This window comes from Robbsia sp. KACC 23696, assembly GCF_039852015.1.
GTDB lineage: Bacteria > Pseudomonadota > Gammaproteobacteria > Burkholderiales > Burkholderiaceae > Robbsia.
Genome location: NZ_CP156626.1, coordinates 2847112 through 2871694, shown reverse-complemented (window position 1 = coordinate 2871694; position 24583 = coordinate 2847112). Strand labels below are relative to the sequence as shown.

Sequence of the window (24583 nt, the reverse complement as noted above, 5' to 3'; positions counted from 1 at the left end):
GACTTCTTAGCGCAATGTTGTCGTGTGTTTTTGCAACGCCGTAGACATAATGCAACACTCGGGAAAGCCTTATGTTGGTAATATAAGTCGTTGTTAAAAAAGAGTAATTTTTAGTAGGTAAAAATGACGCATGAAATCATCGTCGCAGCGCTTGGCTCCGCGTGACAACTTCATGTATAAACGCAACTGGACGGTGTCGTCCTTCTTTCAATCTTCCTCGAGTACCGCCGTGTGGAAATATTTACTTGCGATTGTCGCGCTTCAGCTTGTGCTGGCGTTCGTCAGTTTTGCGATCGTTCGCGCGGGCACGGATCGAGAGCTCGAGGACGATAACCTGATCGAAGGCGCAGACGCGAATCCGGAAGTTTCGGTTCGCGTCGCCTGATGGTAGACGCCGAACGTAACGGGGCAGGGCAGCGCGGGGCCAGTGCTGTTCGTAGTCGACACTTGGCGGCGGCTTGTGCGGCCGTCATAGCATCCGTGACGTTCGGTATCAATATGCGGGATGCCAATCCCGATCAGCAATATGCAACTGCGGTTGCACGCGCGGCAGTCGTAACTGGGGTGGGTGGTGCCTCCCGGACGGCTGTCGGATCGGATCTGGCGCATTTCGCACAGTCGGGTTCTCGGCGCGCGGACGCGGAGGCTGCAGTAAATGCCTCTGCCCCCCGTACGCCGTCCATCTCTTCCCTGGCATACGGTTCCGGCCGCGGTGCCGATACGCAGGGTGCATCGGAAAGTCTTCCGACGTTACGCCCCGATGCTGCCGTCGGCGGCAACCCATATGCAGCGTATCTGATCGACGAAGCGGCGCAACGCGCTGCCTATAGCCGTCGGCATCCTCTGAAACGGTGGTGGCCGGTCGTGTCGCTTGCGCTGTACGCCGGCGCGATCGTGCCGTTATGGCTGCTGCTCGGTCATATCGCGCGGCGATACAACCCCGCCGCGCGATAATCGCGGGCGGCGCGTTCGCACTTTTCCCCTTACGCCGTTCCGCCTACTCCGCCTCGGCACACGTGCGCCAGCGCGGTCGGTAGCGCCTTGCGTTGTTCCGACGACAGTGTCGCCATCTGCGTCGTCCAATGCGTGATGGCTTGGGATAGCATCATCGGACAGTCGCCGCGGTCACGCAGTGATTGCACCTGGGTCAATGCGCCCAATAGCGATTGGGACAATTGATACAGCGTGCCCCGTGCGCCTTGATAAGCGCTGTCGTCGACGCGCGGTGCACCACCGCTTTGTTTCCAGTCGGCGAAGAGCTGCGTTTGCAATTGCTCGCTCGCTCGCGTTTGGTCCAGGATCACCGCATTCGCGAAGTCGGCGGGCAGGCCGAAGTGCGGTGCCATCTTGATCGTGCCCTGTTCGGTCTCGTCATCGCGCTGAACGTCGCCGGGCGATTTTCCGGCTTGTTGCTGCTGCCATGCCCAACCGGCGAACGTCTGTGCAAGCGACAAACGCGTGGAGGCGACGGAGACGATATTCAGGAAAGCGGCCTGCGCCGCGTTATCGCGACTCGCACCGGCGTTCGGCAGCGTTTCCTTGACCTCGGGCGTCTGCGCCAATGCGGGGGGTGAGATCGTCGCGAACGAGATCCCGGCGAGTATGACTGCGACGGCGAGCGGTGCGGTTCGGCGGATGGGAGTGCGAAGCGCGGAGCGCACGGCCTTGACGGCGCGTCGACGGACGGCCGCGCCTGATAAAGCGAAAGACATAAGCACCTGCGAGAGACGCCCCTGGGGGCCATGCGCGTAAGCATACCGCAGCGCGCGCCACGCGGCCGCGATACCCCCAGGACCCTCGCCTACCGTAATCGCTTTCAGCCTGTTACGAGACCGCGTTGCCGCGCAACGGTGCCGCCGGCAGCTTCTGCCCCTGCTGTTCCGCAAGAAACGCCTGAACGTGCAGCGGCAGGGCCGTATCAAGGAACTCGACTGCGACCGGATCAGGGTCTGCCTTGTTGACCTGGGCGGGCGGAGGGGCGATCGGGCGGGCGTTCATGGCAGTCCTCGACGGCATGCGGGTGGTGTAAAGCCATTATCTGCCTAGGCGCAAACATTTGCCATGATCGCCATCAGCTACAGAGCGGTCGTCGCGAGGATGCGACAGATCGCCGCACGGCATTTCGACATCGTCCTGTCACGCAAATGCGCATGACCCGCTGCTGCCGCCACGGCCGTACCGCGTGCGCCCGCGCGGTACGAAAGGGTGTCGCAAATGCAAAAAGGGCAGCCCATGTGGGCTGCCCTTCTTACTTTTTTGGTGCCGCTTGCCGGAATCGAACTGGCGACCTTTTCATTACGAATGAACTGCTCTACCAACTGAGCTAAAGCGGCGAAACCTAAAAAACAAAAACTGCTTTGCTGACCTGCTGCGCTGTTAATCGTTTCTAACAGTGTGCTGCTGGCTGCGAAGAAGCGAAATTATAGCCCAGCCTTTGAATTATGCAAGCCCTTTTTCAAGGTATTTTGCATTCGGCCGAAATCAGCTTTCCAGGTGGTACTGCGTGACCCGTTCGACTTCCTGCTTCGAGCCCAGGAACACGGCGACGCGTTCGTGGAGCTTGGTCGGCACGATGTCCAGAATCCGGCGCTTGCCATCGGTTGCCGCGCCGCCCGCCTGTTCGATCAGGAAGGACATCGGATTGGCTTCATACATCAGACGCAGCTTGCCCGGCTTCGACGGGTCGCGCTTGTCGGCGGGATACATGAAGATGCCGCCGCGCGTCAGCACGCGATGTACATCGGCCACCATCGATGCGATCCAGCGCATATTGAAGTCGCTACCGCGCGGGCCATCGGTGCCCGCCTCGAGTTCGTCGATATAACGCGTGACCGGCGGATACCAGTGACGGGCATTCGAGGCATTGATCGCGTATTCGCGGGTTTCGACCGGTACCGTCATCGCCGGGTGCGTCAGGACCCACGAGCCCAGTTCGCGATCCAGCGTGAAGCCGTTGACGCCGTCGCCGGTCGTCAGCACCAGCACCGTCTGCGGACCGTACACAGCATAGCCGGCAGCAACCTGGCGCGTGCCCGCTTGCAGAAACGAGGCGGTGGTCGTGTTCTCACCGTCGGCCGATTCCAGCACCGAGAAGATCGTCCCGATCGACACGTCGACGTCGATATTCGACGAACCGTCGAGCGGGTCGAACAGCAGCAGATAGCGGCCCTTCGGATATTCGCTCGGAATCGGGTGGATTTCCTCCAGCTCCTCCGAGGCCATGGCCGCGAGGTTGCCGCCCCATTCATTGGCTTCCAACAGGATCTCGTTCGAGATCACGTCCAGCTTTTTCTGGACTTCGCCCTGGACGTTCTCGCTGCCGGCACTGCCAAGAACGCCACCGAGGGCGCCTTTGCTGACGTTATAGCCAATGGACTTGCAGGCCCGGGCGACCACTTCGATCAGCAGCCGAAGATCGGCCGGCAACTTCTGCGTTTTGCGTTGTTGCTCGATCAAGTACTGACTGAGCGTGGTACGGCGTTGCTGCATGGCGTGACTCCGCGATGGTTCGATTATGTAGATTCTACCTTGGCGCGTCGGAATGCCGCGCCAATGCCTCACGCGTTGGCCAATGCTTTCTCGATCACCTCGCGCACATCCTTCGAGCGTACGTGGGCCGCGACGCGTTCCAGGGCCGGTTTCATTTGCTGCTGCAGCGCGGGCGTGAATTTACGCCAGCGTTCCAGCGTGCGGGCGAGGCGGGCGGCAACCTGCGGGTTCAGCGCATCGAGATCGATGACCTGATCGGCCCAGAACGCATAGCCGCTGCCGTCCGGGGCATGGAACTCGGAGAGATTCCCGGCGCAGAAGCTGAAGATCAGCGAGCGAGCGCGATTCGGATTGCGCAGGTTGAACGCCGGGTGGCCCATCAATGCGCGCACCGTGTCGATCGTGGCCGCGGCGCCGGGACGTGCTGCTTGCATGGCTTGGAGGGCAAACCACTTGTCGATCACCAGCGCTTCGCGTTCGAAGCGGCGATAGAAGTCGTCGAGGGCGCCGCGCGCCGCGTCGCCACCGAGGCGCACCAACGCCGATAACGCCGCGAAGCGGTCGGTCATATTGTTCGCTTCGTCGTACTGCGTTCGTGCCGCTGACGCGGCATCGGTGCGGTCGTCGGATTCGGCGAGATAGCCCAAGGCCAACTGCCGGAGTCCGCGCTTGCCGGATGCGACCGGTGACGGATCGTAGGCGCCTGGCGTCCGGTTGGCGTCGTAGGTTTCACGCCATTCGGCATGGAGCGCGTTTGCCAGGCGACGGCGCAGGGCCTGCCGCGCGACGTGTACCGCGCGCGGATCGGCGCGTTCCAGCTGTTCGATCAGATAAGCCTCCGATGGCAGCGTCAACGCAAGCTCGCGGAAGGCCGGGGCCAATGCGGTGTCGCGCAGTACGCGGCCGAAGGCATCGACCACGGCGTCGTCGAAGACCGGCGTCTCACCGCGCGCGGCGGCGGCCGCCGCCGTCAGCAGCGCACGCGTGGCGAGGCGCTGCCCGGCATCCCAACGATTGAAAGGATCGCTGTCATGCGCCAGCAGGTAGGCCAGTTGCGCATCCGAGTAGGCAAAGTCGACGACCACCGGCGCGGAGAATCCGCGCAGCAGCGAGGGCACCGGCGCCGCGTCGATATTGTCGAACCGCAGCGTGGTTTCCCGCTCCGTCAACTCGAAGACCTCGGTGATGCCGGCCGCATCGTCCTGCGGTCGATGGCGCGGCGCCGCGCCGCTGATCTGAAGCGGAATATCCTGTCCGTCGGCACCGACCAGGCCGACGGCAAACGGCAGCAGCAGCGGATCCTTGGCGGTCGTGATCGCCGGATTGTTCGGATAGGACTGCGTGATCGTCAGCGCGTACGTGCGGCTTGCGGCATCGTAATGGTCGCGCACCGTCAGCAGCGGCGTGCCAGCTTGGCTATACCACCGTTCGAACTGGCTCAGATCGCGGCCATTCGCGTCCGCCATCGCATGCCGGAAATCGTCGCAGGTGACGGCTTGGCCATCGTGCCGCGAGAAGTACAGGTCCATGCCGCGACGGAAACCATCACGCCCCAGCAGCGTCTGATACATCCGCACGACTTCGGCGCCTTTCTCGTAAATCGTGACGGTGTAGAAGTTGTTGATCTCGGAATAGCTCTCCGGGCGAACCGGGTGGGCCATCGGGCCCGCGTCTTCGGCAAACTGGGTCTGTCGCAGGACCCGGACGTCTTCGATCCGCTTGGTCGCGTAGGCGCTCGCTGCCGCCACCGGATCGACCGCGCCGTCGAGGACGCCGGCCGCCATGTCCGCGGAGAACTCCTGATCGCGGAAGACGGTCAGGCCTTCCTTCAGGCTCAGTTGGAACCAGTCGCGGCAGGTCACGCGATTGCCGGTCCAATTGTGGAAATACTCATGGCCCACCACGGCTTCGATATTCGCGTAATCGACATCGGTGGCGGTTTCAGGACGGGCCAGCACGTACTTCGTATTGAAGATATTGAGGCCCTTGTTTTCCATCGCGCCCATATTGAAGTCGCCGACGGCGACGATCATGAAGCGATCGAGATCGAGACTGAGGCCAAAGCGGTGTTCGTCCCAGCGAATGGAATGGATCAGCGAGTCCATTGCGTGACGGGTCTTATCGAGGTCCGCTGCCTCCACCCATACCTGCAGCAGCTTCTGTTTGCCGGTGGCATCAATGATCGTTTCCTCGATGCGTTCCAGCTTGCCGGCCACCAGCGCGAACAGATAGCTCGGTTTGCGGAATGGGTCTTCCCATCGCGCGAAATGGCGGCCTTCGGGCAGATCGCCCGCTTCCAGCAGATTGCCGTTGGACAACAGCACCGGGTAGGCGGACTTATCGGCGCGCAACGTCACCGTGTAGACCGACATCACGTCCGGGCGATCAAGGAAATAGCTGATGCGACGAAAACCTTCCGCTTCGCACTGCGTGAAGAAGTTGCCGTTCGAGACATAGAGCCCGGACAGCGACGTGTTCTGGGCCGGCGCGCAGCTGGTTTCCAGCGTCAGCGTGAACGGCGACGCTGTTGTCGGCAGCGCGTCGAAGATCAATGCCGTGCCGACTTGACGGGGCGTCACCGCCTGTCCGTCGATCGTCGCGGACAGCAGCGTCATCTGTTCGCCGGTCAACGACAGGGACTGCCCGGGCGCGGCGTCCGGATTGCGGCGCAGCGTCATGCGGTTCGTCACGACGGTGCGTTCGGGAATCAGATCGAAGGCGAGATCCACGGTATCGATCAGGAACGCCGGCGGCGCGTAGTCGCGGCGATGGATCACCGACGTGCCGTTGCTGATATCGGGCTGATGCGCGGGAACGGAGGCTGCGGAAGAAATATCGGGCATGGCGAATCCGAGGACGAAATCCGGGGGCAGAGTGCGTATCGTCGCCAGCGCGGCATCCCATGCAGGACGTCCGCGTCAATGCCTGCCTTGGCGACGAAACCGCTATGTGCTGTCATTGTACAAAATTGGCCGGACTCCCATCGAGGTTGGATATCCGGGGGGGCGTTTTGCAGCGATAATGATTTGCAGGGCTGCCTCGTGCGCAGCTCGCCAGAAGCGATGGGTGCGCAATGGATGGGACGGTGAAAGAGAAGACGAGCAGTAGCGTGAGCGGGGCAGGATCGATTGGCGCGCCGGCGCGGCCGACGACGCGTCGCGCCGTGTGGCGACGGGTAGCGGGGGCGGGCGTGTTGACTGGCGTGGCATTGCTGGGCGGTTGCGCCAGCTACGTTACGAGCAATGTCACGGCCTTCCAGGACTGGCGCGGTAGCGATGCGCAGCGCACCTATGCCTTCCAGGCCGACCCGGCGCATCAGAACGATCTGGAGCAAAGCACCTATCAATCGCTTGTTGCCGAGACCCTGTCGACGTATGGGTTTTCGCAGGTCCCGCGGGCGCAGGCCCACTATGCGGTGTCCGTCGCATTCGCGCAGCGTCAAACCACCGGCTATGCGCCGCAGGCCATTTATCCAGGCGGGCCCTTCGGGTTCGGCTATGACCCGGTGTGGCGCGGACGACGGGGCTGGGGGCCAGGCGCGTACTGGGCCGCGCAGCCCACCATCGTGAATCTGCCGTACGCCGCGTCCGCGTCCGAATTGACGATTCGGATCGCTGCGCTCCCCGATGGCAAGGAAGTCTATAAGGTGACGGCGCGTCATGTCGGCGATCAGACGCCGTTGCCGGTCGTGATGCCCTATCTGGTCCGTAGCGCCCTGTTCGATTTCCCGATGCCGAACGGGACCGTACGCGACGTGAAGTTGCCCGCCGATCGCCGCAACCCGGCGACGAACGCCGGTCTTTGAGCCGGCCGCATCGGCCTAGGCGTTACGGCGTACGGCGTTATCGCGTCACTGCAACCAGTGCCGATCCACGGCGGCGCGCATCGTACGCCGTGCGTCGTCGTCGATGAAGGCGGCGTCGAAAGCATTCGCCACGATCCGATGCAATTCCGCTTCGTTCAACTGCAAGGCCTCGGCAATGGCAATGTAGTTGGCATTCACATAGCCGCCGAAATAGGCGGGATCGTCGGAATTAACCGTCACGGCGACGCCGGCGTCCAGCAAGGTCTTCAGCGTGTGTTTTTCGAGGTCGTCGAAAACGCAGAGCTTCAGGTTCGACAGCGGACAGACGGTCAGGGCGACGCGGGTGTCGGCGAGATGCTGGACCAGTGCTGCGTCTTCGACGGCGCGCACGCCATGATCGATACGCTCCACTTGCAATAGCTGCAGCGCCTGCCAGATGTAGTCGGCCGGCCCTTCTTCCCCGGCATGGGCGACGGCGCGCAGGCCGGCCTCGCGCGCGGCGGCAAAGACCCGCTCGAATTTCGACGGCGGATTGCCGCGCTCGGACGAATCCAGCCCCACGCCCACCAGACGGTGCCGATAGGTATCGAGCAGCGGCAGCGCCTGGGCCAGCGTTTCAAGTGCCGACTCCTCGGACAGATGCCGCAGGAAGCAGAGAATCAGACGGCTCGAGATGCCATGGTCGCGTTCGGCGTCGACCATGGCCGCTTCCATGCCTTCGAGCATCGTCGCCATCGACACGCCGCGCTCCAGATGCGTCTGCGGATCGAAGAATAGCTCCGTGTGAATGACATTGTCCGCATGCGCGCGTGCCAGATAGGCCGCCGTCATCGCCTTGAAATCGTCGGCGTCGAGCAAAACGCCGGCGCCGGCGTAGTAGACATCGAGAAACGATTGCAGGTCCGTGAAGGCATAGGCCGCACGCAATGCGTCGATGGTCGGGTAGGGCAGGGTCACGCCATGCTTTTGCGCCAACTGAAAAATCAGCTCGGGCTCCAGTGAGCCCTCGATATGCATATGCAGTTCGGCCTTAGGCGAACGGATCAATTTGTCCAGTAGGGCGGCTTCCATCGTTACTCCTAAAAAAACGTCAAGCCGGTGCGCCCGCTGTAGGGGCGACACCTTCGCGCTCGAGCAAGAGCTGAGCGATTGCCGAGAGCGCGATGTATTCGGGGGCATCGCCGCGCAGCCCGTCGAGTCCCATCGGACAGCGCAGCATCGCGATATGCGCCGGATCGATGCCGCGCATGGCCAGCCAATGCGCGAGCACGCGGCGTTTGGCTTTCGAGCCGATCACGCCGAGCGATGCGGCATCGCCGCGCCGCAGAATCTGTTCCGCGATGGCCTGATCGAGTGTGTCGCTATGGGTCACGACGAGATAGTGCGCCCGCGCGGGCGCTTGAGCGACGGCGGCGACGGGGTCGTCGATGGCCAGCGTCGCCACGTTCGGTGGATCGCCGCATTGCCCGGCATGCGCTTCCAGCAACGCCGGGCGGTCGTCGATCCACAAGGCCTGACAGGGTAGCGTCGCAAGCAATCGAACGATGGCGGCGCCCACATGCCCGGCGCCGAACAATACGACCGGAAACGGAGCGACGACAAGGGTTTCGGTCAGCAGTGGGCCAGCGTCCCAGAGCAGGCAGTCCGGCTGGGCGCCCGCGCCCTCCTGCGGGTCCGAGAGCACGACGGCGCTGCTGTCGGCGAAGCTGACCGTGCGCACCGTCGCGAGGCCGGCCGGCAAGCGCTTGGCGAGCACCGACACCCAGCCGAGGTCGGCGATCGTCAGCCGTTCGTACGCGAGCGTCACGGCGCCGTCGTGGCGCGTGGCGTCGTTTTGAAAGGCGGACCCGGCGGCTGGCAAGGCGCCGAAAGCGCCGCCCGTCGACGCGGCGCCCGGCCGCGAGGCCGCAATGGCGCCAATGCCAATCTCGATGCGTTCGAGGTGCCGCGTGACCGCCGCCATATTGTCGCGCAGCATGTGCCGCGCGGTGTCGATCGCGTGCAGCTCGACCGCGCCGCCGCCCACCGTGTCAAACGTGCGGTCACGGACGACGATCATCCGCGCGCCGGCCGTCCGCGGCGTGACCCCTTCGGTGCGGGCGACGGTGACCAGCACGGCGGGGTCGCCGTGCGTCAAGACCGTCTGCAGGTCGGTCAACCAGTTCCGGGCGCCATGCATCCGCGCGTCGCTCCGCTCAGCGCAGCCGCGCACGTTGCCGACGCAGCGCACCGGCCAGGCCGATAAAGGCCAGACCGAAGCCGATCAACGCCCAGGCCGGCAGCGACAGCCCGAGCAGCGGCGGGTAAGGCGTCTCGCACAGACCCTGCGTCTTGAACACGCCCGGCAACCATTGTGCCGGCGGCAGGGCATCGACGATCGGTTGCAGCGTGTCGAAACCGCAGCTCTGCAGCGACGACAACACGTAGACGTGCTTGGCCGAGGCGGCAATACCACCGACCGCGGCGATCAAGGCTAGCCACATGAAGCCGTTGCGCGCGCCACTGCCCTGACGGCCTGCCGCCGCGATGAAGGAGAACAGGGCAAGGAACAGATAGGCATAGCGCTGCAGGATGCACAGCGGGCACGGATCTTCACCATGGAAATACTGCAGATACAGCGCACCGCCGACGAGGCCCAGCGAAATCAAGCCGAGCAGGATCAGCAAGCGGCGTTCGACGGGTGAGGTCTGGAGGGGATAGCTGTTCGAGATCATGAGTGACGAAGTAGAAGGCGCTGGAGCACGTGGCTGGGATCGGTTGAAAATTCAGGACCGGAACGCAAGCAGGACCGGACGCGAAGGCGTCGATGCACGGATGGCCTGCTCCGCGGCACGACAGCGCGCACCCTGCGCCTGGATTGTAGCGCGCCCGGACCCTTCGTGACGCAAGGCCGATTTATCGGGTCGGAGGGCGTTACGGCGACACTGAATGCCCGATGTAAGCGAGCGCGAAACAAATAGTTTGCGGATGTGCGTGGATCGTGGTCGAATATTTCAGTTAGCTTACAAATTACACGGAGAGCGCACATGCATCACACGGTGGGATTCATCCAGGATCTGGCCGTGATCATGGCGATCGCGGGCGCGATCACGCTTTTGTTCCATCGGATCCGGCAGCCGGTGGTGTTGGGCTACATCCTGGCGGGCGTGGTGATCGGTCCGCATACGCCGCCTTTCAATCTGATCGGCAACGAGCAGACGATCTCGACGCTCGCCGAGTTGGGCGTGGTCTTTCTGCTGTTCTCGCTGGGCCTCGAGTTCAGCATGAAAAAGTTGTTCCGCGTCGGTTTGACGGCGGTGGTCGCCGCGGTCACGGAAATCGCGTTGATGTTGTGGCTCGGCTATGGCATCGGCCGCTACTTCGGCTGGAGCGCGATGGATTCGCTGTTCCTCGGCGCGATGTTGGCGATCTCGTCGACGACGATTATCGTCAAGGCCCTCGATGAGCTGAAATTGAAGCGCGAGCGGTTCGCGCAACTGGTCTTCGGCATTCTAATCGTCGAGGACATCCTTGCGATCGCGATGATCGCGTTGCTGTCCGGCGTGGCCGGAAGCGGCTCGGTCGATCCCTACCAGGTGGCCGTGACGCTGTGCAAGCTGGTGCTGTTCATGACCGTTTCCCTGCTGGTGGGCTTTCTGCTGGTACCGCGGTTTCTCGACTATGTCGCACGCTTTCGGAACGCGGAAGTGCTGCTGATCACGACCTTGGGCCTGTGCTTCGGTTTTTGTCTGATCGTCGTCAAGCTGGACTACAGCATCGCCTTGGGCGCCTTCCTGATCGGCGCCATCATCGCCGAATCGCGTCAGGTCCATGCCATCGAGGCGCTGATCCGCCCGGTACGCGATCTTTTCAGCGCTATTTTCTTCGTGACGATCGGCTTGATGCTGGATCCGGCCATTCTGGCCCAGCATGGATGGGCGATCGCGGTGATCACGGTGGCGGTGGTCCTCGGGAAGGTGCTCGGCTGCGGTCTGGGCGCCTTCGTCACCGGCAACGACGGCCGGACGTCGATGCAGGTCGGGATGAGTCTCGCGCAGATCGGCGAATTTTCGTTCATCATCGCCGCGCTCGGTCTTTCCCTGCATGTGACCAGTGATTTCCTCTATCCGGTCGCCGTGGCGGTGTCGGCGTTGACGACGCTGTTCACGCCTTATCTGATCCGGGCCGCGAGTCCGCTCTCGGCCTTGATCGGCCGTCGCATGCCGACGCGCGTCGCGCGCGTAGGGGGGGTGTACACGCAGTGGCTGCAGAATCTCGCGCCGGAAGGGAACGGGACGGTCCTCCTGCAACTGGTCCGGCGCGTGTTGCTGCAGATCGCGCTGAACCTGGCGCTGGTGGCTGCCATCTTTCTCGCGATCTCGTATTTCTCGCCGTCGCTGGACCACTGGCTGGGCCGCTGGATCGGGCCGGTGCCGTTGCGGCATGCGGCGCTGTGGGGGGCGGCTTTGTTGGCGTCGATGCCCTGTCTGGTCGCCGTTTATCGGAAATTGAAGTCCCTCGCGCTGTTATTGGCGGAAGTCAGCGTGACGCCGCGGCATGCCGGGCGCTACACGAGCGGCCTGCGGCGCGTCATCGCGGAATGCATCCCTGTTTTCGCGATGTTGGGTATCTTCCTGTTGATGGTGGCGCTCAGCGGTCGTATCCTGCCACCACGCGATCTGCTTATCGTGGTGCTTGCGGCGGCGGCGGTGCTGCTGGGCATCACATGGCGTTGGTTCGTCCGCGTGCATGCGCGCTTGCAGATCGCGTTGCGCGAGACGCTGGACAGGAACCGCGACGAGCACGTAGAGGAAGCCCACGATGCCGCAAACGCGGGACGACACGAAGCATCCGAACCCTAACGCCGGGTCTGCCGCGACGGCAGCCCCGGACCCCGCGGTGCGCGCCGCCCCCTCGATCGACCCGCTTGCCTCGCCGAGCGCGGCCGACGCCGCCGCAGCGACGTCGGTGGCGAGCGATGCGCCAGCGGGGACGTTCCCCGGGACGCCGCCCGGGCCGCAGCCCGATGCCGCGACAGCGAAGCCTGCCGATTCGGCGGAGCGGTTTCCTCGCGATATTCCCCACTACGATACGAAGCATTCGGAGCCGTCCTGGTCGGTGCTGGGACGGGTGATCGCGGCCCGCGTGCGGGCCTGGGCGGATCGCGCGGGGCATCGCGCCGCCAAGCGCACGCTGCGCATCGGTGTATCGGCCCGGATCTTCCATCCAGAGCCCGGCGGCAAGGGGCTGCGCGGCAAGACCTTGCAGTATTTGGAGGAGTCGATCTCGCATTGGGTGATGTCGCGCGATGTCCTCGTGTTCATGGTCCCCACGGTCGGTAAGCAAGGCATGCTGCACGCGAGCAATATCCGACTGCGCGATTACGCGAAGCATCTGGATGCCCTGGTACTCCAGGGCGGCGCCGACGTGTCGCCGCAATCGTACGCGGAACCGGCAACGCGCCCGGAATGGCCCGGAGACCGCGTTCGCGATATGTACGAGCTCGAGCTGCTGCACGAATTCATCGAGTCCGGCAAACCGGTGCTCGGCGTCTGCCGAGGATGCCAATTGATCAATGTCGCTTTCGGCGGCACGCTGTATCAGGACATTGCGACCGATGTCCCCACCGCGCTGCCGCACGTCAACGAAGAATACGACCGGCTCACGCATGCGATCCGTTTCGCCGAGGGCGCCTCGTTCGCTGGCATGTTCGGGGGACGGGCAGAGGCGCAGGTGAATTCGATTCATCACCAGGCCGTTGACCGCCTTGGCCGCGATCTGGTCGTGGAGGCCGTGTCGAGCGACGATGGCATCGTCGAAGCGATCCGCTATCAGAAGGCGCCGTTTGTCGTCGGTGTGCAATGGCACCCCGAATTCCATCGCCCTAATTCCGATGCGCTGCTGGATTGCTCGCCGCTGCTCGATCATTTCCTGCGAGCAGCGCGTGAAACACGGTTCTAAGCGTGGGGTCTCCGGCGGGCTAGCCGGGCGTTGTTACATTCCTTTCACGGCCTAAGGTAGGTATTAGGGTTTGTGCGGCAAAACGACGCGCCTTGCTTTATCATTACGGGACCGTTGACCGGGCGACTATTGTTCCGCCGAGAAACGATTTCGGGAGCGCTTACCGGGTTCCCGATGCGAGAGGATCGGCGGCGTCTTATGGGACGCCGATCGGTCCGGATCGATTCCCCATAATAGGTAGACCATGAGCCAATCACCAGAATTGCAACCGGGCGGCGCTTCGCGCGCCAAGCCGGAAAGCAAGGCACGCACGGTATTTCGCGTGACCAGCGGCAATTTCCTCGAAATGTACGACTTCATGGTGTACGGGTACTACGCCAATGCGATTGCGAAGGCGTACTTCCCCAGCCAGAACGCGTTTGCGTCGTTGATGCTGTCCTTGTCCGTCTTCGGTGTCGGCTTCCTGATGCGACCGTTGGGCGCCATCTTCCTTGGCGCCTATATCGACCATCACGGCCGTCGCAAAGGCTTGATCGTCACCTTGATGTTGATGGCCGCAGGCACCTTGCTGGTGGCCGTCGTGCCGGGCTATGCGACGATTGGCGTGCTGGCGCCGGCCCTGGTGCTGGTGGGGCGCTTGCTGCAGGGATTTTCGGCGGGCGTGGAGCTGGGTGGTGTGTCGGTCTATCTGGCCGAGATGGCGGGTCCGCGCAATCGTGGCTTCTTCTGCTCCTGGCAATCCGGCAGCCAGCAGGTGGCCGTGATCTTTGCCGCCTTGCTCGGCGTGGTCCTGCATGACCTGTTGCCGGTCGAACAGATGACGTCGTGGGGCTGGCGGATTCCGTTTATCGTCGGTTGCCTGATCGTGCCGTTCATCTTCATCATCCGTCGCTCGCTGCAGGAAACCGAGGAGTTCCAGAAACGGCATCATCGCCCGTCGGTCTCGGAAATCTATCGTTCCATGATCGTGAACTGGAAGATCGTCATCGCCGGCATGATGATGGTCGTGATGACGACGGTGTCGTTCTACTTGATCACCGCCTATACGCCGACCTTCGGTCGGAACGAGCTGCATCTGTCGCAGGTGGATGTACTGGTGGTGACGGTCTGCGTGGGCATCTCGAATTTGATCTGGCTGCCGCTGATGGGCGCGCTGTCCGATCGTATCGGGCGTATGCCGATCCTGGTCGTCTTCACGGTACTGGCCCTGCTGACCGCCTACCCGTCGATGAATTACCTGGTCCAGGCACCGTCGTTCATGCGTCTGCTGTGCGTCGAACTGTGGCTGTCTTTCATCTACGCCAGCTATAACGGCGCGATGGTCGTGGCGCTGACCGAAGTGATGCCGGTGGAAGTGCGGACGGCCGGCTTCTCGCTGGCCTATAGCCTGGCAACGGCGATTTTCGGCGGCTTCACGCCGGCCATTTCCACTTGGCTGATCCACTACACGGGGAACCGTGCGGCGCCCGGGCTCTGGATGTCCTTTGCGGCAATCTGCGGTCTGATCGCGACCTTCGTGCTGTTCCGCGATCGTCAATCCCGCGAGCGCTATAAGTTGGCCTGACGGTTGCAGTGGACGGCAGCATCGCGGTTGCCGTCGCTCGCAAGAGAACGCCCTGGTGTCCGGACGCTGTCGGACACCAGGGCGTTTTGCTTTCAGGGCGTCGGATCGAGCAGCGCCGCGGCACGAGCGATGACGCTCGTCCAATCGCCGTTACGTGGCTGCCGGATGATGCGAATCGACGGGTACCACAGGCTGACGTCGACGCCCTCCGTGCGTGCATTCCCCAGGCTGCCGGTCCAACGCCAGTCCGCGACATGCGACAGCAGCAAGGTAGTCGGCTTGCCCATCGCGCCCGCGAGGTGGGCGATCGAGGTGTCGATGGTCACCACGTGATCGAGCGCGGCAATGCGCCGGGCCGTCGTTGCGAAATCGCGGGCCGGCCTTGTCGGCAAGACGATGCGCGCTTGTGCCGACAAGGCATCCAACAACGCATATTCATCGCCTCGGATATCGGTCTGCAACGGGTGCCACTCGGTATGCGCCAGGTTCAGCAGCGGCGCCAGTTCGTCCAACGGGATCGCGCGCTTGTCGAAGCGCACGACGGCATTGTCGAAGTCCTCGTCCGATGCCGCGCACGCCTCGATAGGCGCTGAATCGGTCACGCCGGTCGCGCGCGCGGCGTCGCGCGCCGTGCGTTGCCGTGCTGCTGTCGCACCCGGCCGACGTCCGGACCAGGCGAAACCGAGTTTGACGATCCGCGGAGCCGCCACCGCGGGCGCGCCGCGCGTCGTTACGCCCGCAGGCCGCTTTGGCGGTGCCGCTGCGTGCACCGTCGGTGGCAATGGCGCCTCGTCCGTTACGTCTGCCACGTCTGCCGAGGCGAATAGATAGGGCGTCGTCCACGTGCCGGCATCGCCGGGACGGGGGAGTTTGCCGATCCGAAGACAGGCGGGAATGCTGCCGATGTGGCAGTACGCATCGATGCCGGAGGGCAGCGGATCGACACCCTGCGTGATCACTGTCAATCGACGGCCCCGCGCGGAATCCGCCAGCGCGGTGTTGCCGCGCATCAGGGCGCATAGGGCGGGTTGCAGGGCCAGCACCACGTTCGCGCCGCGCGCGGTCAAACAGCCGATGAAGCGCAGGAATTGCATCGTGTCGCCATAGCCTTGCTCGGCGAGCACCAGCAGCGTCCGGCCAGGCAAGCGCAAGTAAGTTGCCTCGTCGGTGGTGTCGTACGGCGACTCGTCTGTGGCACCGTACTTGGCGATCATCGGGCGGCCGCTTTGCGCAGCGGGACGCGGTGGCAGAGGCATGCGATGCTGGCCGGCGGGTTCACCGAGCCAGCGGGGAAGGGGCGATCCGTTTGTGCGGATGGGGGCCAGCGCGCGACGGTTACCGTCTCCCAGCGCCAACCTTGCTTCGAATTGACGCCAGCCCGCGGGACTGCCGCCGTCGCTGAGCAGCAGGCAGGCACGACTGAACCGCGCCAATGCGTAAATCGGGGCCAGGCGCAAAATCGGATCGGCCAAATGCGTGGGCGCGGCGCTGCCGTTCTCGGCAAACGGCGCGACCGGCAAGGCGGCCGCTGCCGCACGCGCCGGCACCGGCGTCAATGCAATGACGCGATCGAAGGCTTTCGCCGCACCAGCGGCATCGCCCGTCTCGAAACGCGCGACGCCGAGATTCTGCCAACCGGTCGGCCCGTCCGGCGCAATCTCGACGGCGCGCTCCGCGTGCTGCAACGCGGCGGCTTCCTTGCCCTGCGCATGAAAGGCTTGCGCCAACTCGCACTGCACGAGGTCGAGATCCGGTGCGAGTTGGGCCGCGCGCAAGAGCGGCGCGGTTGCCTGATCGTGCTCGCCTTGCAATGCGACGGTTTGACCCAGATTGATCAAGGCCGGCACGAAATCGGGCATACCACGGAGCGCATCGCGGAATGCCGCCGCTGCGTCGTCGAGTTGCCCCTGCGCCTTCAAGGCGATGCCCAGATTGTTTGCATAACCCGGATGACCCGGCTGCAGTGCCAGCGCGCGACGATGCGCCGTCTCGGCGTCCGCATAGCGCCCCAACGCCGCCAATACCAGACCGCGTTGATCGTGCGTCGCCGGATGGGCATCGAAACATTGCAGCGCCGCATCGAAACAGGCGAGGGCATTCGCGAGCAGGCTGCCCTTGTCGGGCGATGTCGTGGTGGAAGCGGATCTCGGCGCGTGTCGCGACGTGCTTGCAGCGGTGCCCGCGGCGATGGACGACGCCAGGGACGGAACGCCGGATTCGGACTCCCCCGCCGCCTCTTCGGCCTGCAGGCTGCCCAGAGCGGACAGTGCCGCCGCAGCCAGTTGCGGTTCTCGCGCGGCACTGCGCGGGGCAGGCGACGCGTCGGGCGAGAGGTCGGATTGCGCGACGGTGGCGGGAGCGGTCCCGCTGTTGTCATCGGACAGTCCCGCCGCGCGCAGGCGGATACCGCAGAGGGCGATGGCCGACGAATAGGCCGCGCGGGCCGCCTCGCGCTTGCCGGATTGCCGGAATGCATGGCCGCGATTCAACTGGGCGGCCGGATGCGCCGGGTAGAGCGCCAGGGCGGCATCGAACGCGCGCAAGGCGTCGGCGATCAATGCGATATCGGGGCCGGTCTCATGGGGGGCGTCATCGCGAGCGGGGACGGTATTGCATTGCTGCAAGGCCAGCACGCCGCGCCAATAGTACGCATCGGTGCGTAGGGAAACGGGCACCGTGGGATCGGTGGTTAGCGCCTCATACCGTTGCGCGGCAATATCACATTGCCCGCGTCGGTGCGCGTCGAGGGCGGCAGCCAAAAGTGCGTCGGACATCGGAACTCGGGTGTCGATAGACGGGCGCAACAGAGACAAATACGCGCGCAGAAATAACAACGGCCCCCGAAGGGGCCGCGTCCCTATTCTGTTGCCAAGCCGGGAAGGCTCCGTAAGCGGATATTAGGCCGCTACAGCGAAACGCTCGTCATTTGCATTTACGAGATTGTGCGCATTACGTGCGTCACCTTACGAGCCGTCCGCTTCAGTATCCTCACCCCGTCGAAACCAGGTCGACCCCATCAGATAACGACGTTGCCTTTGCTGAACAGCAAGGCACATCGGTATCTGGTGGAGCCGGGGGGAATCGAACCCCCGTCCGGAGCGCCCCAACGTGGCGGTCTTTATACGACTATGCGCGAAGTTTAACACGCCCGACCACGCTGGCCCAGCTTCCCCGCATCGACGACGCGGGAAAAGCATCAGTTTCGGGGGGTATCCAGCAATGGCAGCAAAGCCATCGGCGTATCGATCAAATGGTCGGCACTCCATTCGGCGGCGGGCAGTGCATCGCCGCAATAGCCATAGGCCGCCGCAACGGTCATCATGCCGGCTGCGCGGCCTGCTTGAATATCGCGGAGATCGTCGCCCACATAGACGATGCGCGAGGGTGCCACATCGATCAGCGACGCCGCGTGCAGCAAGGGCGCCGGATGCGGCTTGGCATGTGGGGTGGTGTCGCCACTGACAATGCAGGCATTGGTCGGATGCAGCGGCAGTTGCGCCACCAATGGGAGCGTCAGCCGCTCGGCCTTATTGGTGACGATGCCCCAGCGAATGCCGCGCTGATCCAGCGCGGCCAGCAGCTCGGCAATGCCCGGGAACAAGGTAGTCTCGATGCACAGGTCGCGCGCGTAATTCGCGAGGAATTCGTCGCGCATCGATGGGAAATCGGCGTGATCGGGCCCGATGTCGAAGGCGACGCCCAATAATCCGCGCGCGCCCGACGACGCGACGCGACGCAGCGGATCGAGCGGCAGCAAGGGCAGGCCACGGACGCGTCGCATGGTATTCGCGGCGGCGGCCAGATCGGGCGCGGTGTCGGCCAGGGTACCGTCGAGATCGAACAGCACCGCATCGACGGTCCCCAGCAGGGGGGCGCGGACCGGCGCATCGGCCGGCGAAGGAAGGCCGATGTCGGCGTCGTTCATCGTGAGAATCGAGGTAGCGAGAGGAAAAGGGCTCCGCCCCGGTCGCACAGACCCGGGATCGAATGGCCGTCAGAGCGGGCGACGGCAGGCGAGCATGTAGTTGATGCTGGTATCGTCGGACAAGCCGAAGCGCTGGCTCAAAGGGCGATAGGTGAGGCCCTTGAGGGCGTGGGCGTTGAGCTCGGCGGCGCGCGCGAAGCCGGCGAGTTCCGAGGGCTTGATGAAGCGGTCGTAGTCGTGCGTGCCCCGCGGCAGCAGGCGCGCGATATATTCGGCGCCGATGACGGCGAATAGATAGGCCTTCACATTCCGGTTCAGCGTCGAGAAAAACACCCAGCCGCCCGGCTTGACCAAGGTGGCGCAGGCGCGAACGATGGCGGCCGGATCGGGAACGTGTTCCAGCATTTCCATGCACGTCACGACGTCGAAGGTGGCAGGCTCGCGCGCGGCCAGGTCTTCGGCGGCAATTTCCTCGTATTCCACCGGCACGCCGCTTTCGAGCGTGTGCAGGTCGGCAACGCCCAAGGCTTCGTGCGACAGATCGATGCCCTTAACCGATGCGCCGAGTTTGGCCATCGATTCAGACAGGATGCCACCGCCGCAGCCGATATCGAGAACGCGCTTGCCCGGTAACTGCGCCAGCGAATCGATCCAGCCGAGACGAACCGGATTCAGCTCGTGCAGCGGCCGGAATTCGGCGTTGGGATCCCACCAGCGAGAGGCGAGGTCACTGAATTTCTGCAATTCCTGCGGATCTGCGTTCATGGTGTGCGGTGCGTACTCAATGTGGCCAAGTATAGCGTTCGGCGCGGGCCCTCGCATCCGGTGAAGCGTTGGGGGCGCGCCAGAAACGACAAAGCCCTGCCGAAGCAGGGCTTTGGATCAACGTCATGTCATGCGGCCGATGGCAGGAATCCGCCGTCGGACCGCACTGCCGACATTAACGCTGGACTTGCTGCGTACCGACCACTTCAACTTCCACGCGGCGGTTCGGAGCCAGGCAGCTGATCAGCGCTGCACGGTTCTTCTGGTTGCAGTTCGTCACGACCGGGTTACGCTTGCCCTTGCCTTCCGTGTAGATACGGTTAGCCGGAACGCCCTTCGACACCAGGTACGACTTGACTGCTTGCGCGCGGCGCAGCGACAGACGGTCGTTGTACTTGTCCGAACCGATACGGTCCGTGTAACCCGTTGCCACGACGACTTCCAGGTTCAGCGCTTGCAGCTTCGATGCCAGGTCGTCCAGTTGCTGACGGCCAGCCGGCTTCAGGATTGCCTTGTCGAAGTCGAACAGTGCGTCGGCTTGGTACGTAACCTTTTGGCTCGTGATGACCGGAGCCGGCGGCACGACCGGAGCGGCCGGTGCCGGTTGCTGAGCAACCAGAGCGCCGTCGCACTTTGCGTTAGCCGTTGCCGGCGTCCAGAACGCGTCGCGCCAGCACAGTTCGTTCGTGCCGTTCATCCACACGTAGTCGCCCGAGCCATTGACCCAGTTGTCGTTCGTTGCTTGACGCGATGCCGGAACCGATTGCGCAAATGCCGACGCTGCGGTCAGCGCGGTCGCCGCGACGAGGGCGATCTTCGAAAACTTGTTCATATTTCTCCTCTCGATTGTGAGATTACCGCAGCTTTCCTGCGAGCCTGATCACGAAGACAAGTCCTTTGACCGCCCGGAGTATATCACCGCTCCCAGCACGTTTCGGACCCTAGTCCAAACGGGGGAAGTGGCAATCTCACCATGCAGATCGGACCTCTGATAACCATTCTGCCACAGTGCGGAAAACCATTCGATAAATTTTTTGAACCTTCCCGAAACTTTGCTGTCGCGGCCGTTGTCGTCCTGCCACAACAGCGCGTCGCCGGGCCGCCAAAAAATGAAACATCGCATTGCTTTGCGATAAAAGTTGTGAATCACATTCTTCGATCGTGGGGAGGGTAGGTAGGGGGCGATTCCGGCCGGCAACGGGGCAAAAACGGCGCGCACGGCGATGCGGCGGCAATCGGAAGGGGAAAGCGGGGCGCGGCATGGTAAAATCGCGTGATTCGCAACCGACGGGCGGTTGCCGGGCGCCATCCTGGGCGCGCGGCGGTTTCCGGAGCGCGAGGTCCCGGGTGCGGTGAGCGGCTATATGTATACAGCTGCGCGGTATCCGGGCCTTGCACGACAGCCGAAACGGCCGCCGTTCGCCAACGACACGGATAATGGATCAATTCGCGAAAGAGACTATTCCAATCTCCCTAGAGGAGGAAATGCGCCGTTCCTATCTCGATTACGCCATGAGCGTGATCGTGGGACGCGCCCTCCCAGACGTGCGCGACGGCCTCAAGCCGGTGCACCGGCGCGTGCTGTATGCCATGCACGAGCTGAACAACGATTGGAACCGGGCCTACAAGAAGTCTGCGCGTATTGTCGGGGATGTCATCGGTAAATATCACCCGCACGGTGATACCGCCGCGTACGACACGATCGTACGGATGGCGCAGACGTTCTCGTTGCGGTACATGCTGGTCGACGGGCAGGGTAACTTCGGCTCGGTCGATGGCGACAGTGCCGCGGCGATGCGCTATACGGAAATCCGCATGGCGAAGATCGGCCACGAGCTGTTGGCCGATCTCGACAAGGAGACCGTCGACTTCGTGCCGAACTACGACGGATCGGAACGCGAACCGGCGGTGATGCCGGCGCGCGTGCCGAACCTGCTGATCAACGGTTCGTCCGGGATCGCCGTGGGGATGGCGACGAATATTCCGCCGCACAACCTCAATGAGGTCGTCGACGCCTGCCGCTATCTGCTCGATAACCCCGACGCCACCGTCGAGGATCTGCTCAACTTCATTCCGGCGCCCGATTTCCCGACGGCCGGCATCATCTATGGCGTGACCGGCGTGCGCGAAGGGTATCGCACCGGCCGCGGCCGCGTGGTGATGCGTGCGAAGACACACTTCGAGGACATCGACCGGGGTCAGCGCGAAGCGATCATCGTCGACGAGCTGCCGTATCAGGTCAACAAGCGGACCTTGCTCGAGCGTATTGCCGAGCTGGTGCGCGAGAAGAAGATCGAGGGCATTTCGGACCTGCGCGACGAGTCCGACAAGAGCGGTATGCGCGTCGTGATCGAGTTGAAGCGCGGTGAAGTGCCGGAAGTCGTGCTGAACAATCTGTACAAGCAGACGCAGTTGCAGGACACCTTCGGCATGAATATGGTGGCGCTGGTCGATGGCCAGCCGAAGCTGCTGAATCTGCGCGAATTGCTGGAATGCTTCCTGTCGCACCGGCGCGAAGTGGTCACGCGTCGCACGGTATTCGAATTGCGCCGTGCGCGCGAGCGTGGTCATGTGCTGGAAGGCCTGGCCGTGGCGTTGGCGAATATCGACGAATTCATCGAGCTGATCAAGGCTGCGCCGACACCGCCGGTGGCGAAGCAGGAATTGATGGCGCGTTCGTGGGATGCCGGCCTCGTGCGTGACATGCTGTCGCGCGCCGAGTCCGAGACGCCGGGCGGTCGCGAAGCCTATCGTCCGGACAGTCTGCTGCCGATCTACGGCATGAGCGCGGAAGGCCTGTACCGTCTGTCGGATACGCAGGCGCAGGAAATCCTGCAGATGCGTCTGCAGCGCTTGACCGGTCTCGAGCAGGACAAGATCACCAGCGAATACCGGGACATCATGGCCCAGATCGCCGACTTGCTGGACATCCTGGCGAAGCCGGAGCGGATTACGGCGATCATTTCGGACGAACTGGTGGCGGTCAAGGCGGAATTCGGCGATGCTCGTCGCTCGCACGTCGAGTTGAACGCGACCGAACTGAATACCGAAGACCTGATCACGCCGCAGGACATGGTCGTGACGATGTCACACGGCGGCTACGTGAAGTCGCAACCGCTGTCCGAATACGCCGCGCAGCGACGCGGCGGACGCGGCAAGCAGGCGACGCAGATGAAGGAAGACGATTGGATCGAGACGCTGTTCATTGCGAACACGCACGATTACATCCTCTGCTTCTCGAACCGCGGCCGTGTGTACTGGGTCAAGGTGTATGAAGTGCCGCAGGGCTCCCGCAATGCGCGTGGCCGGCCGATCGTCAATATGTTCCCGCTGCAACCTGGCGAGAAGATCAATGTCGTGTTGCCGGTCCGTGAATTCTCGGATGACCGTTACGTCTTCATGTCGACCGCGCTCGGTACCGTGAAGAAGACGCCGCTGGAGCAATTCAGTCGGCCGCTGCGCAAGGGCATCATCGCGGTGAGCCTGGACGAGGGCGATTATCTGATCGGCGCGGCCATCACCGATGGCAAGCACGATGTGATGTTGTTCTCGGATGCCGGCAAGGCCGTGCGTTTCGACGAAGGCGATGTTCGGGCGATGGGCCGCGATGCGCGTGGCGTGCGCGGCATGCAGTTGGAAGACGGGCAGTCCGTCATTGCGATGCTGGTGGCGGAGAACGATCAGCAATCGGTGTTGACGGCGACGGCGAACGGCTTCGGCAAGCGCACGCCGATCGAGGAATATACGCGTCATGGCCGTGGTACGAAGGGCATGATCGCGATCCAGACCTCGGAGCGCAACGGCAAGGTGGTGGCCGCTACTCTGGTCGAACCGAACAGCGAATTGATGTTGATCACGACTGGCGGTGTGCTGATTCGTACGCGGGTTTCGGAAATTCGCGAGATGGGTCGCGCGACGCAAGGTGTTACGCTGATCAGTCTGGATGACGGAACCTACCTGTCGGGTCTGCAGAAAGTCGCCGAGGCCGAAGTGGCCGCTGTATTGGGCGAAGCGGGCCTGGAAGAGGGTGAGCTCGACGATGGGCCGACCGATGACGCATCGGGCGACACATCTGGTAACGCGGATTCTGGCGAAAGTAGTGGCACGCCCACCGGCGAGGAGTAGAATCCCGTGCGATAGGGGATGTCGGGTTCGTGAAAGGCGTCCGTTGTGCGAGCATGAATTTGACATGTTCGCCCCCTAGGATGCGCGAACCTGGCGTGCGCCGGTTGCGAGGCGTGAGTCTCAGCAGTTATAACAATGGAGCGATGATGCAAAAACGTTTTACACATCTGGTGTTGGCAGCCCTGTTCGTGTCCCCGCTGGCGATGTCGCAAGCGTTGCAAACCCAGCAGCAAGCGCCCGTGCAACAGGCACCGGTCGCGCCGCCGGACGCAGCGAAGACGGCCGCCATCGCTGATCTGCTGAAGGCGATCGATGCTGACAAGCTGGCCGGCGCGATCGGCAACAGCGCTCAGATGCAAGCGAAGCAGTTGGTCCCGGCGATCCTGTCCGACGCACTGTCGGAAAACAAGACGCTGACGGACGATCAAAAGCAAGCGGCTGTGCCGACGCTGCAGCAAAACGAAGTGCCGAAGCTGGTAAACAGCGCCGGCCAAGTGTTCGCCACGTCGCAGTTCCACAGCGAAGCGGTTCAGGCGCAGAAGGATGCCTACAACCGTTACTACACGACGGCTGAAATCAAGGACTTGACGAAGTTCTACACCAGCCCGACCGGTAAGAAGTTCATCGAAGTGCAGGATCAAGTGGGTCGTGACGTCGTCAACGGTCTGATGCAGAAGTACATGCCGCAATCGATCCAAGCCACGCGCTCGGAAGCCGATCGCGATGTCGCATCGACGAAGTCGGCAGCAGGATCGACGACGAAGTCGAAGTAAGTTCCTCGCGCAATTCCGGCGGCGCCCAGCGCCGCGGATTGCAGTTCACGGCGCAACCCTTGGGGGCAATTTTCGCCTCCCAGGGGGCGTTGGTGAGATAATGGTCGTTTGCGCTAGCGTGCAAACGACCATTTTGTTTTGGGCGTGTCGTCCGTGGCGGGCCTGTTCGCCTCGCTGCGATGTCGTTCGGAGCCGGA

The 24583-nt window shown here is 63.3% G+C and carries 19 protein-coding genes, 1 tRNA gene and 1 other RNA gene; 8 read left to right on the top strand and 13 right to left on the bottom strand.

Translation table 11 applies throughout. The features are described from left to right. Positions 1-130 precede the first annotated feature (130 nt). Positions 131-385 (top strand): hypothetical protein, encoded by a 255-nt coding sequence (locus ABEG21_RS12000; protein ID WP_347554818.1) that lies wholly within the window; start codon positions 131-133, stop codon positions 383-385. Beyond that, on the top strand, positions 385-954 hold the full coding sequence (locus tag ABEG21_RS11995) for a hypothetical protein (RefSeq protein WP_347554817.1): 570 nt from the start codon (positions 385-387) through the stop codon (positions 952-954). Before ABEG21_RS12000 ends, ABEG21_RS11995 begins: the two co-directional genes overlap by 1 nt. 29 nt (positions 955-983) lie before the next feature. On the opposite strand, the gene ABEG21_RS11990 is transcribed toward ABEG21_RS11995, so the two are convergent. The 5 genes from ABEG21_RS11990 to pepN all read right to left on the bottom strand — a co-directional run bounded on the left by ABEG21_RS11990 (position 984) and on the right by pepN (position 6332). Next, the gene (locus tag ABEG21_RS11990) at positions 984-1712 is read right to left on the bottom strand and encodes a hypothetical protein (RefSeq protein WP_347554816.1); all 729 of its coding nucleotides are present in this window, start codon (positions 1710-1712) and stop codon (positions 984-986) included. Positions 1713-1824: 112 nt separating this feature from the next. Next, on the bottom strand, positions 1825-1998 hold the full coding sequence (locus ABEG21_RS11985; RefSeq protein WP_347554815.1) for a hypothetical protein: 174 nt from the start codon (positions 1996-1998) through the stop codon (positions 1825-1827). 259 nt (positions 1999-2257) lie between these two features. Next, positions 2258-2333: transfer RNA gene (locus ABEG21_RS11980), tRNA-Thr, on the bottom strand. A 148-nt stretch (positions 2334-2481) separates the two neighbouring features. Then, positions 2482-3489: a class 1 fructose-bisphosphatase gene (locus ABEG21_RS11975; protein ID WP_347554814.1), complete on the bottom strand. Its 1008-nt coding sequence runs from the start codon at positions 3487-3489 to the stop codon at positions 2482-2484. Between the two features lie 68 nt (positions 3490-3557). Then, positions 3558-6332: an aminopeptidase N gene (gene pepN / locus ABEG21_RS11970; protein WP_347554813.1), complete on the bottom strand. Its 2775-nt coding sequence runs from the start codon at positions 6330-6332 to the stop codon at positions 3558-3560. 242 nt (positions 6333-6574) lie between these two features. Here pepN and ABEG21_RS11965 point away from each other — a divergent pair, with 242 nt between their 5' ends. Beyond that, the gene (locus ABEG21_RS11965) at positions 6575-7294 is read left to right on the top strand and encodes a DUF4136 domain-containing protein (RefSeq protein WP_347554812.1); all 720 of its coding nucleotides are present in this window, start codon (positions 6575-6577) and stop codon (positions 7292-7294) included. Positions 7295-7339: 45 nt separating this feature from the next. On the opposite strand, the gene ABEG21_RS11960 is transcribed toward ABEG21_RS11965, so the two are convergent. From ABEG21_RS11960 to ABEG21_RS11950, 3 genes are read right to left on the bottom strand one after another with little or no spacing between them, the layout of a single operon-like run. Continuing rightward, the gene (locus ABEG21_RS11960; protein ID WP_347554811.1) at positions 7340-8365 is read right to left on the bottom strand and encodes an adenosine deaminase; all 1026 of its coding nucleotides are present in this window, start codon (positions 8363-8365) and stop codon (positions 7340-7342) included. 19 nt (positions 8366-8384) lie between these two features. Continuing rightward, entirely contained in the window at positions 8385-9473 is a 1089-nt protein-coding gene (locus ABEG21_RS11955; protein ID WP_347554810.1) for an XdhC family protein, read from the bottom strand. Between the two features lie 16 nt (positions 9474-9489). Continuing rightward, the gene (locus ABEG21_RS11950) at positions 9490-10008 is read right to left on the bottom strand and encodes a disulfide bond formation protein B (protein ID WP_347554809.1); all 519 of its coding nucleotides are present in this window, start codon (positions 10006-10008) and stop codon (positions 9490-9492) included. A 312-nt stretch (positions 10009-10320) separates the two neighbouring features. Between ABEG21_RS11950 and ABEG21_RS11945 the strand changes: the two genes are divergently transcribed. The 3 genes from ABEG21_RS11945 to ABEG21_RS11935 all read left to right on the top strand — a co-directional run bounded on the left by ABEG21_RS11945 (position 10321) and on the right by ABEG21_RS11935 (position 14798). Next, complete coding sequence (locus ABEG21_RS11945; RefSeq protein WP_347554808.1) at positions 10321-12135, top strand: cation:proton antiporter; 1815 nt, start codon at positions 10321-10323, stop codon at positions 12133-12135. Beyond that, complete coding sequence (locus tag ABEG21_RS11940; protein ID WP_347554807.1) at positions 12095-13234, top strand: type 1 glutamine amidotransferase; 1140 nt, start codon at positions 12095-12097, stop codon at positions 13232-13234. Before ABEG21_RS11945 ends, ABEG21_RS11940 begins: the two co-directional genes overlap by 41 nt. Positions 13235-13478: 244 nt before the next feature. Beyond that, entirely contained in the window at positions 13479-14798 is a 1320-nt protein-coding gene (locus ABEG21_RS11935; RefSeq protein WP_347554806.1) for an MFS transporter, read from the top strand. Between the two features lie 92 nt (positions 14799-14890). Here the strand turns inward: ABEG21_RS11935 and ABEG21_RS11930 are convergent, their stop codons facing one another. The 5 genes from ABEG21_RS11930 to ompA all read right to left on the bottom strand — a co-directional run bounded on the left by ABEG21_RS11930 (position 14891) and on the right by ompA (position 20320). Beyond that, positions 14891-17572, bottom strand: a complete 2682-nt coding sequence (locus tag ABEG21_RS11930; protein WP_347554805.1) for a tetratricopeptide repeat protein — start codon at positions 17570-17572, stop codon at positions 14891-14893. Between the two features lie 54 nt (positions 17573-17626). Further along, positions 17627-17977: a transfer-messenger RNA gene (ssrA, locus tag ABEG21_RS11925) on the bottom strand. A gap of 17 nt (positions 17978-17994) precedes the next feature. Then, positions 17995-18723 carry an HAD-IA family hydrolase gene (locus ABEG21_RS11920; protein ID WP_347554804.1) on the bottom strand — a complete coding sequence of 243 codons (729 nt, stop codon included), beginning with the start codon at positions 18721-18723 and terminating at the stop codon, positions 17995-17997. 69 nt (positions 18724-18792) lie between these two features. Next, a complete protein-coding gene (gene ubiG, locus ABEG21_RS11915) occupies positions 18793-19488 on the bottom strand; it encodes a bifunctional 2-polyprenyl-6-hydroxyphenol methylase/3-demethylubiquinol 3-O-methyltransferase UbiG (RefSeq protein ID WP_347554803.1) in 696 nt (231 codons plus the stop codon). 175 nt (positions 19489-19663) lie between these two features. Beyond that, complete coding sequence (gene ompA, locus ABEG21_RS11910; RefSeq protein ID WP_347554802.1) at positions 19664-20320, bottom strand: outer membrane protein OmpA; 657 nt, start codon at positions 20318-20320, stop codon at positions 19664-19666. 605 nt (positions 20321-20925) lie between these two features. Here ompA and gyrA point away from each other — a divergent pair. Both gyrA and ABEG21_RS11900 read left to right on the top strand, forming a co-directional pair. Further along, complete coding sequence (gene gyrA / locus ABEG21_RS11905) at positions 20926-23613, top strand: DNA gyrase subunit A (protein WP_347554801.1); 2688 nt, start codon at positions 20926-20928, stop codon at positions 23611-23613. Positions 23614-23759: 146 nt separating this feature from the next. Further along, positions 23760-24386 (top strand): DUF2059 domain-containing protein, encoded by a 627-nt coding sequence (locus ABEG21_RS11900; RefSeq protein ID WP_347556757.1) that lies wholly within the window; start codon positions 23760-23762, stop codon positions 24384-24386. The last annotated feature ends 197 nt before the right edge of the window (positions 24387-24583 follow it).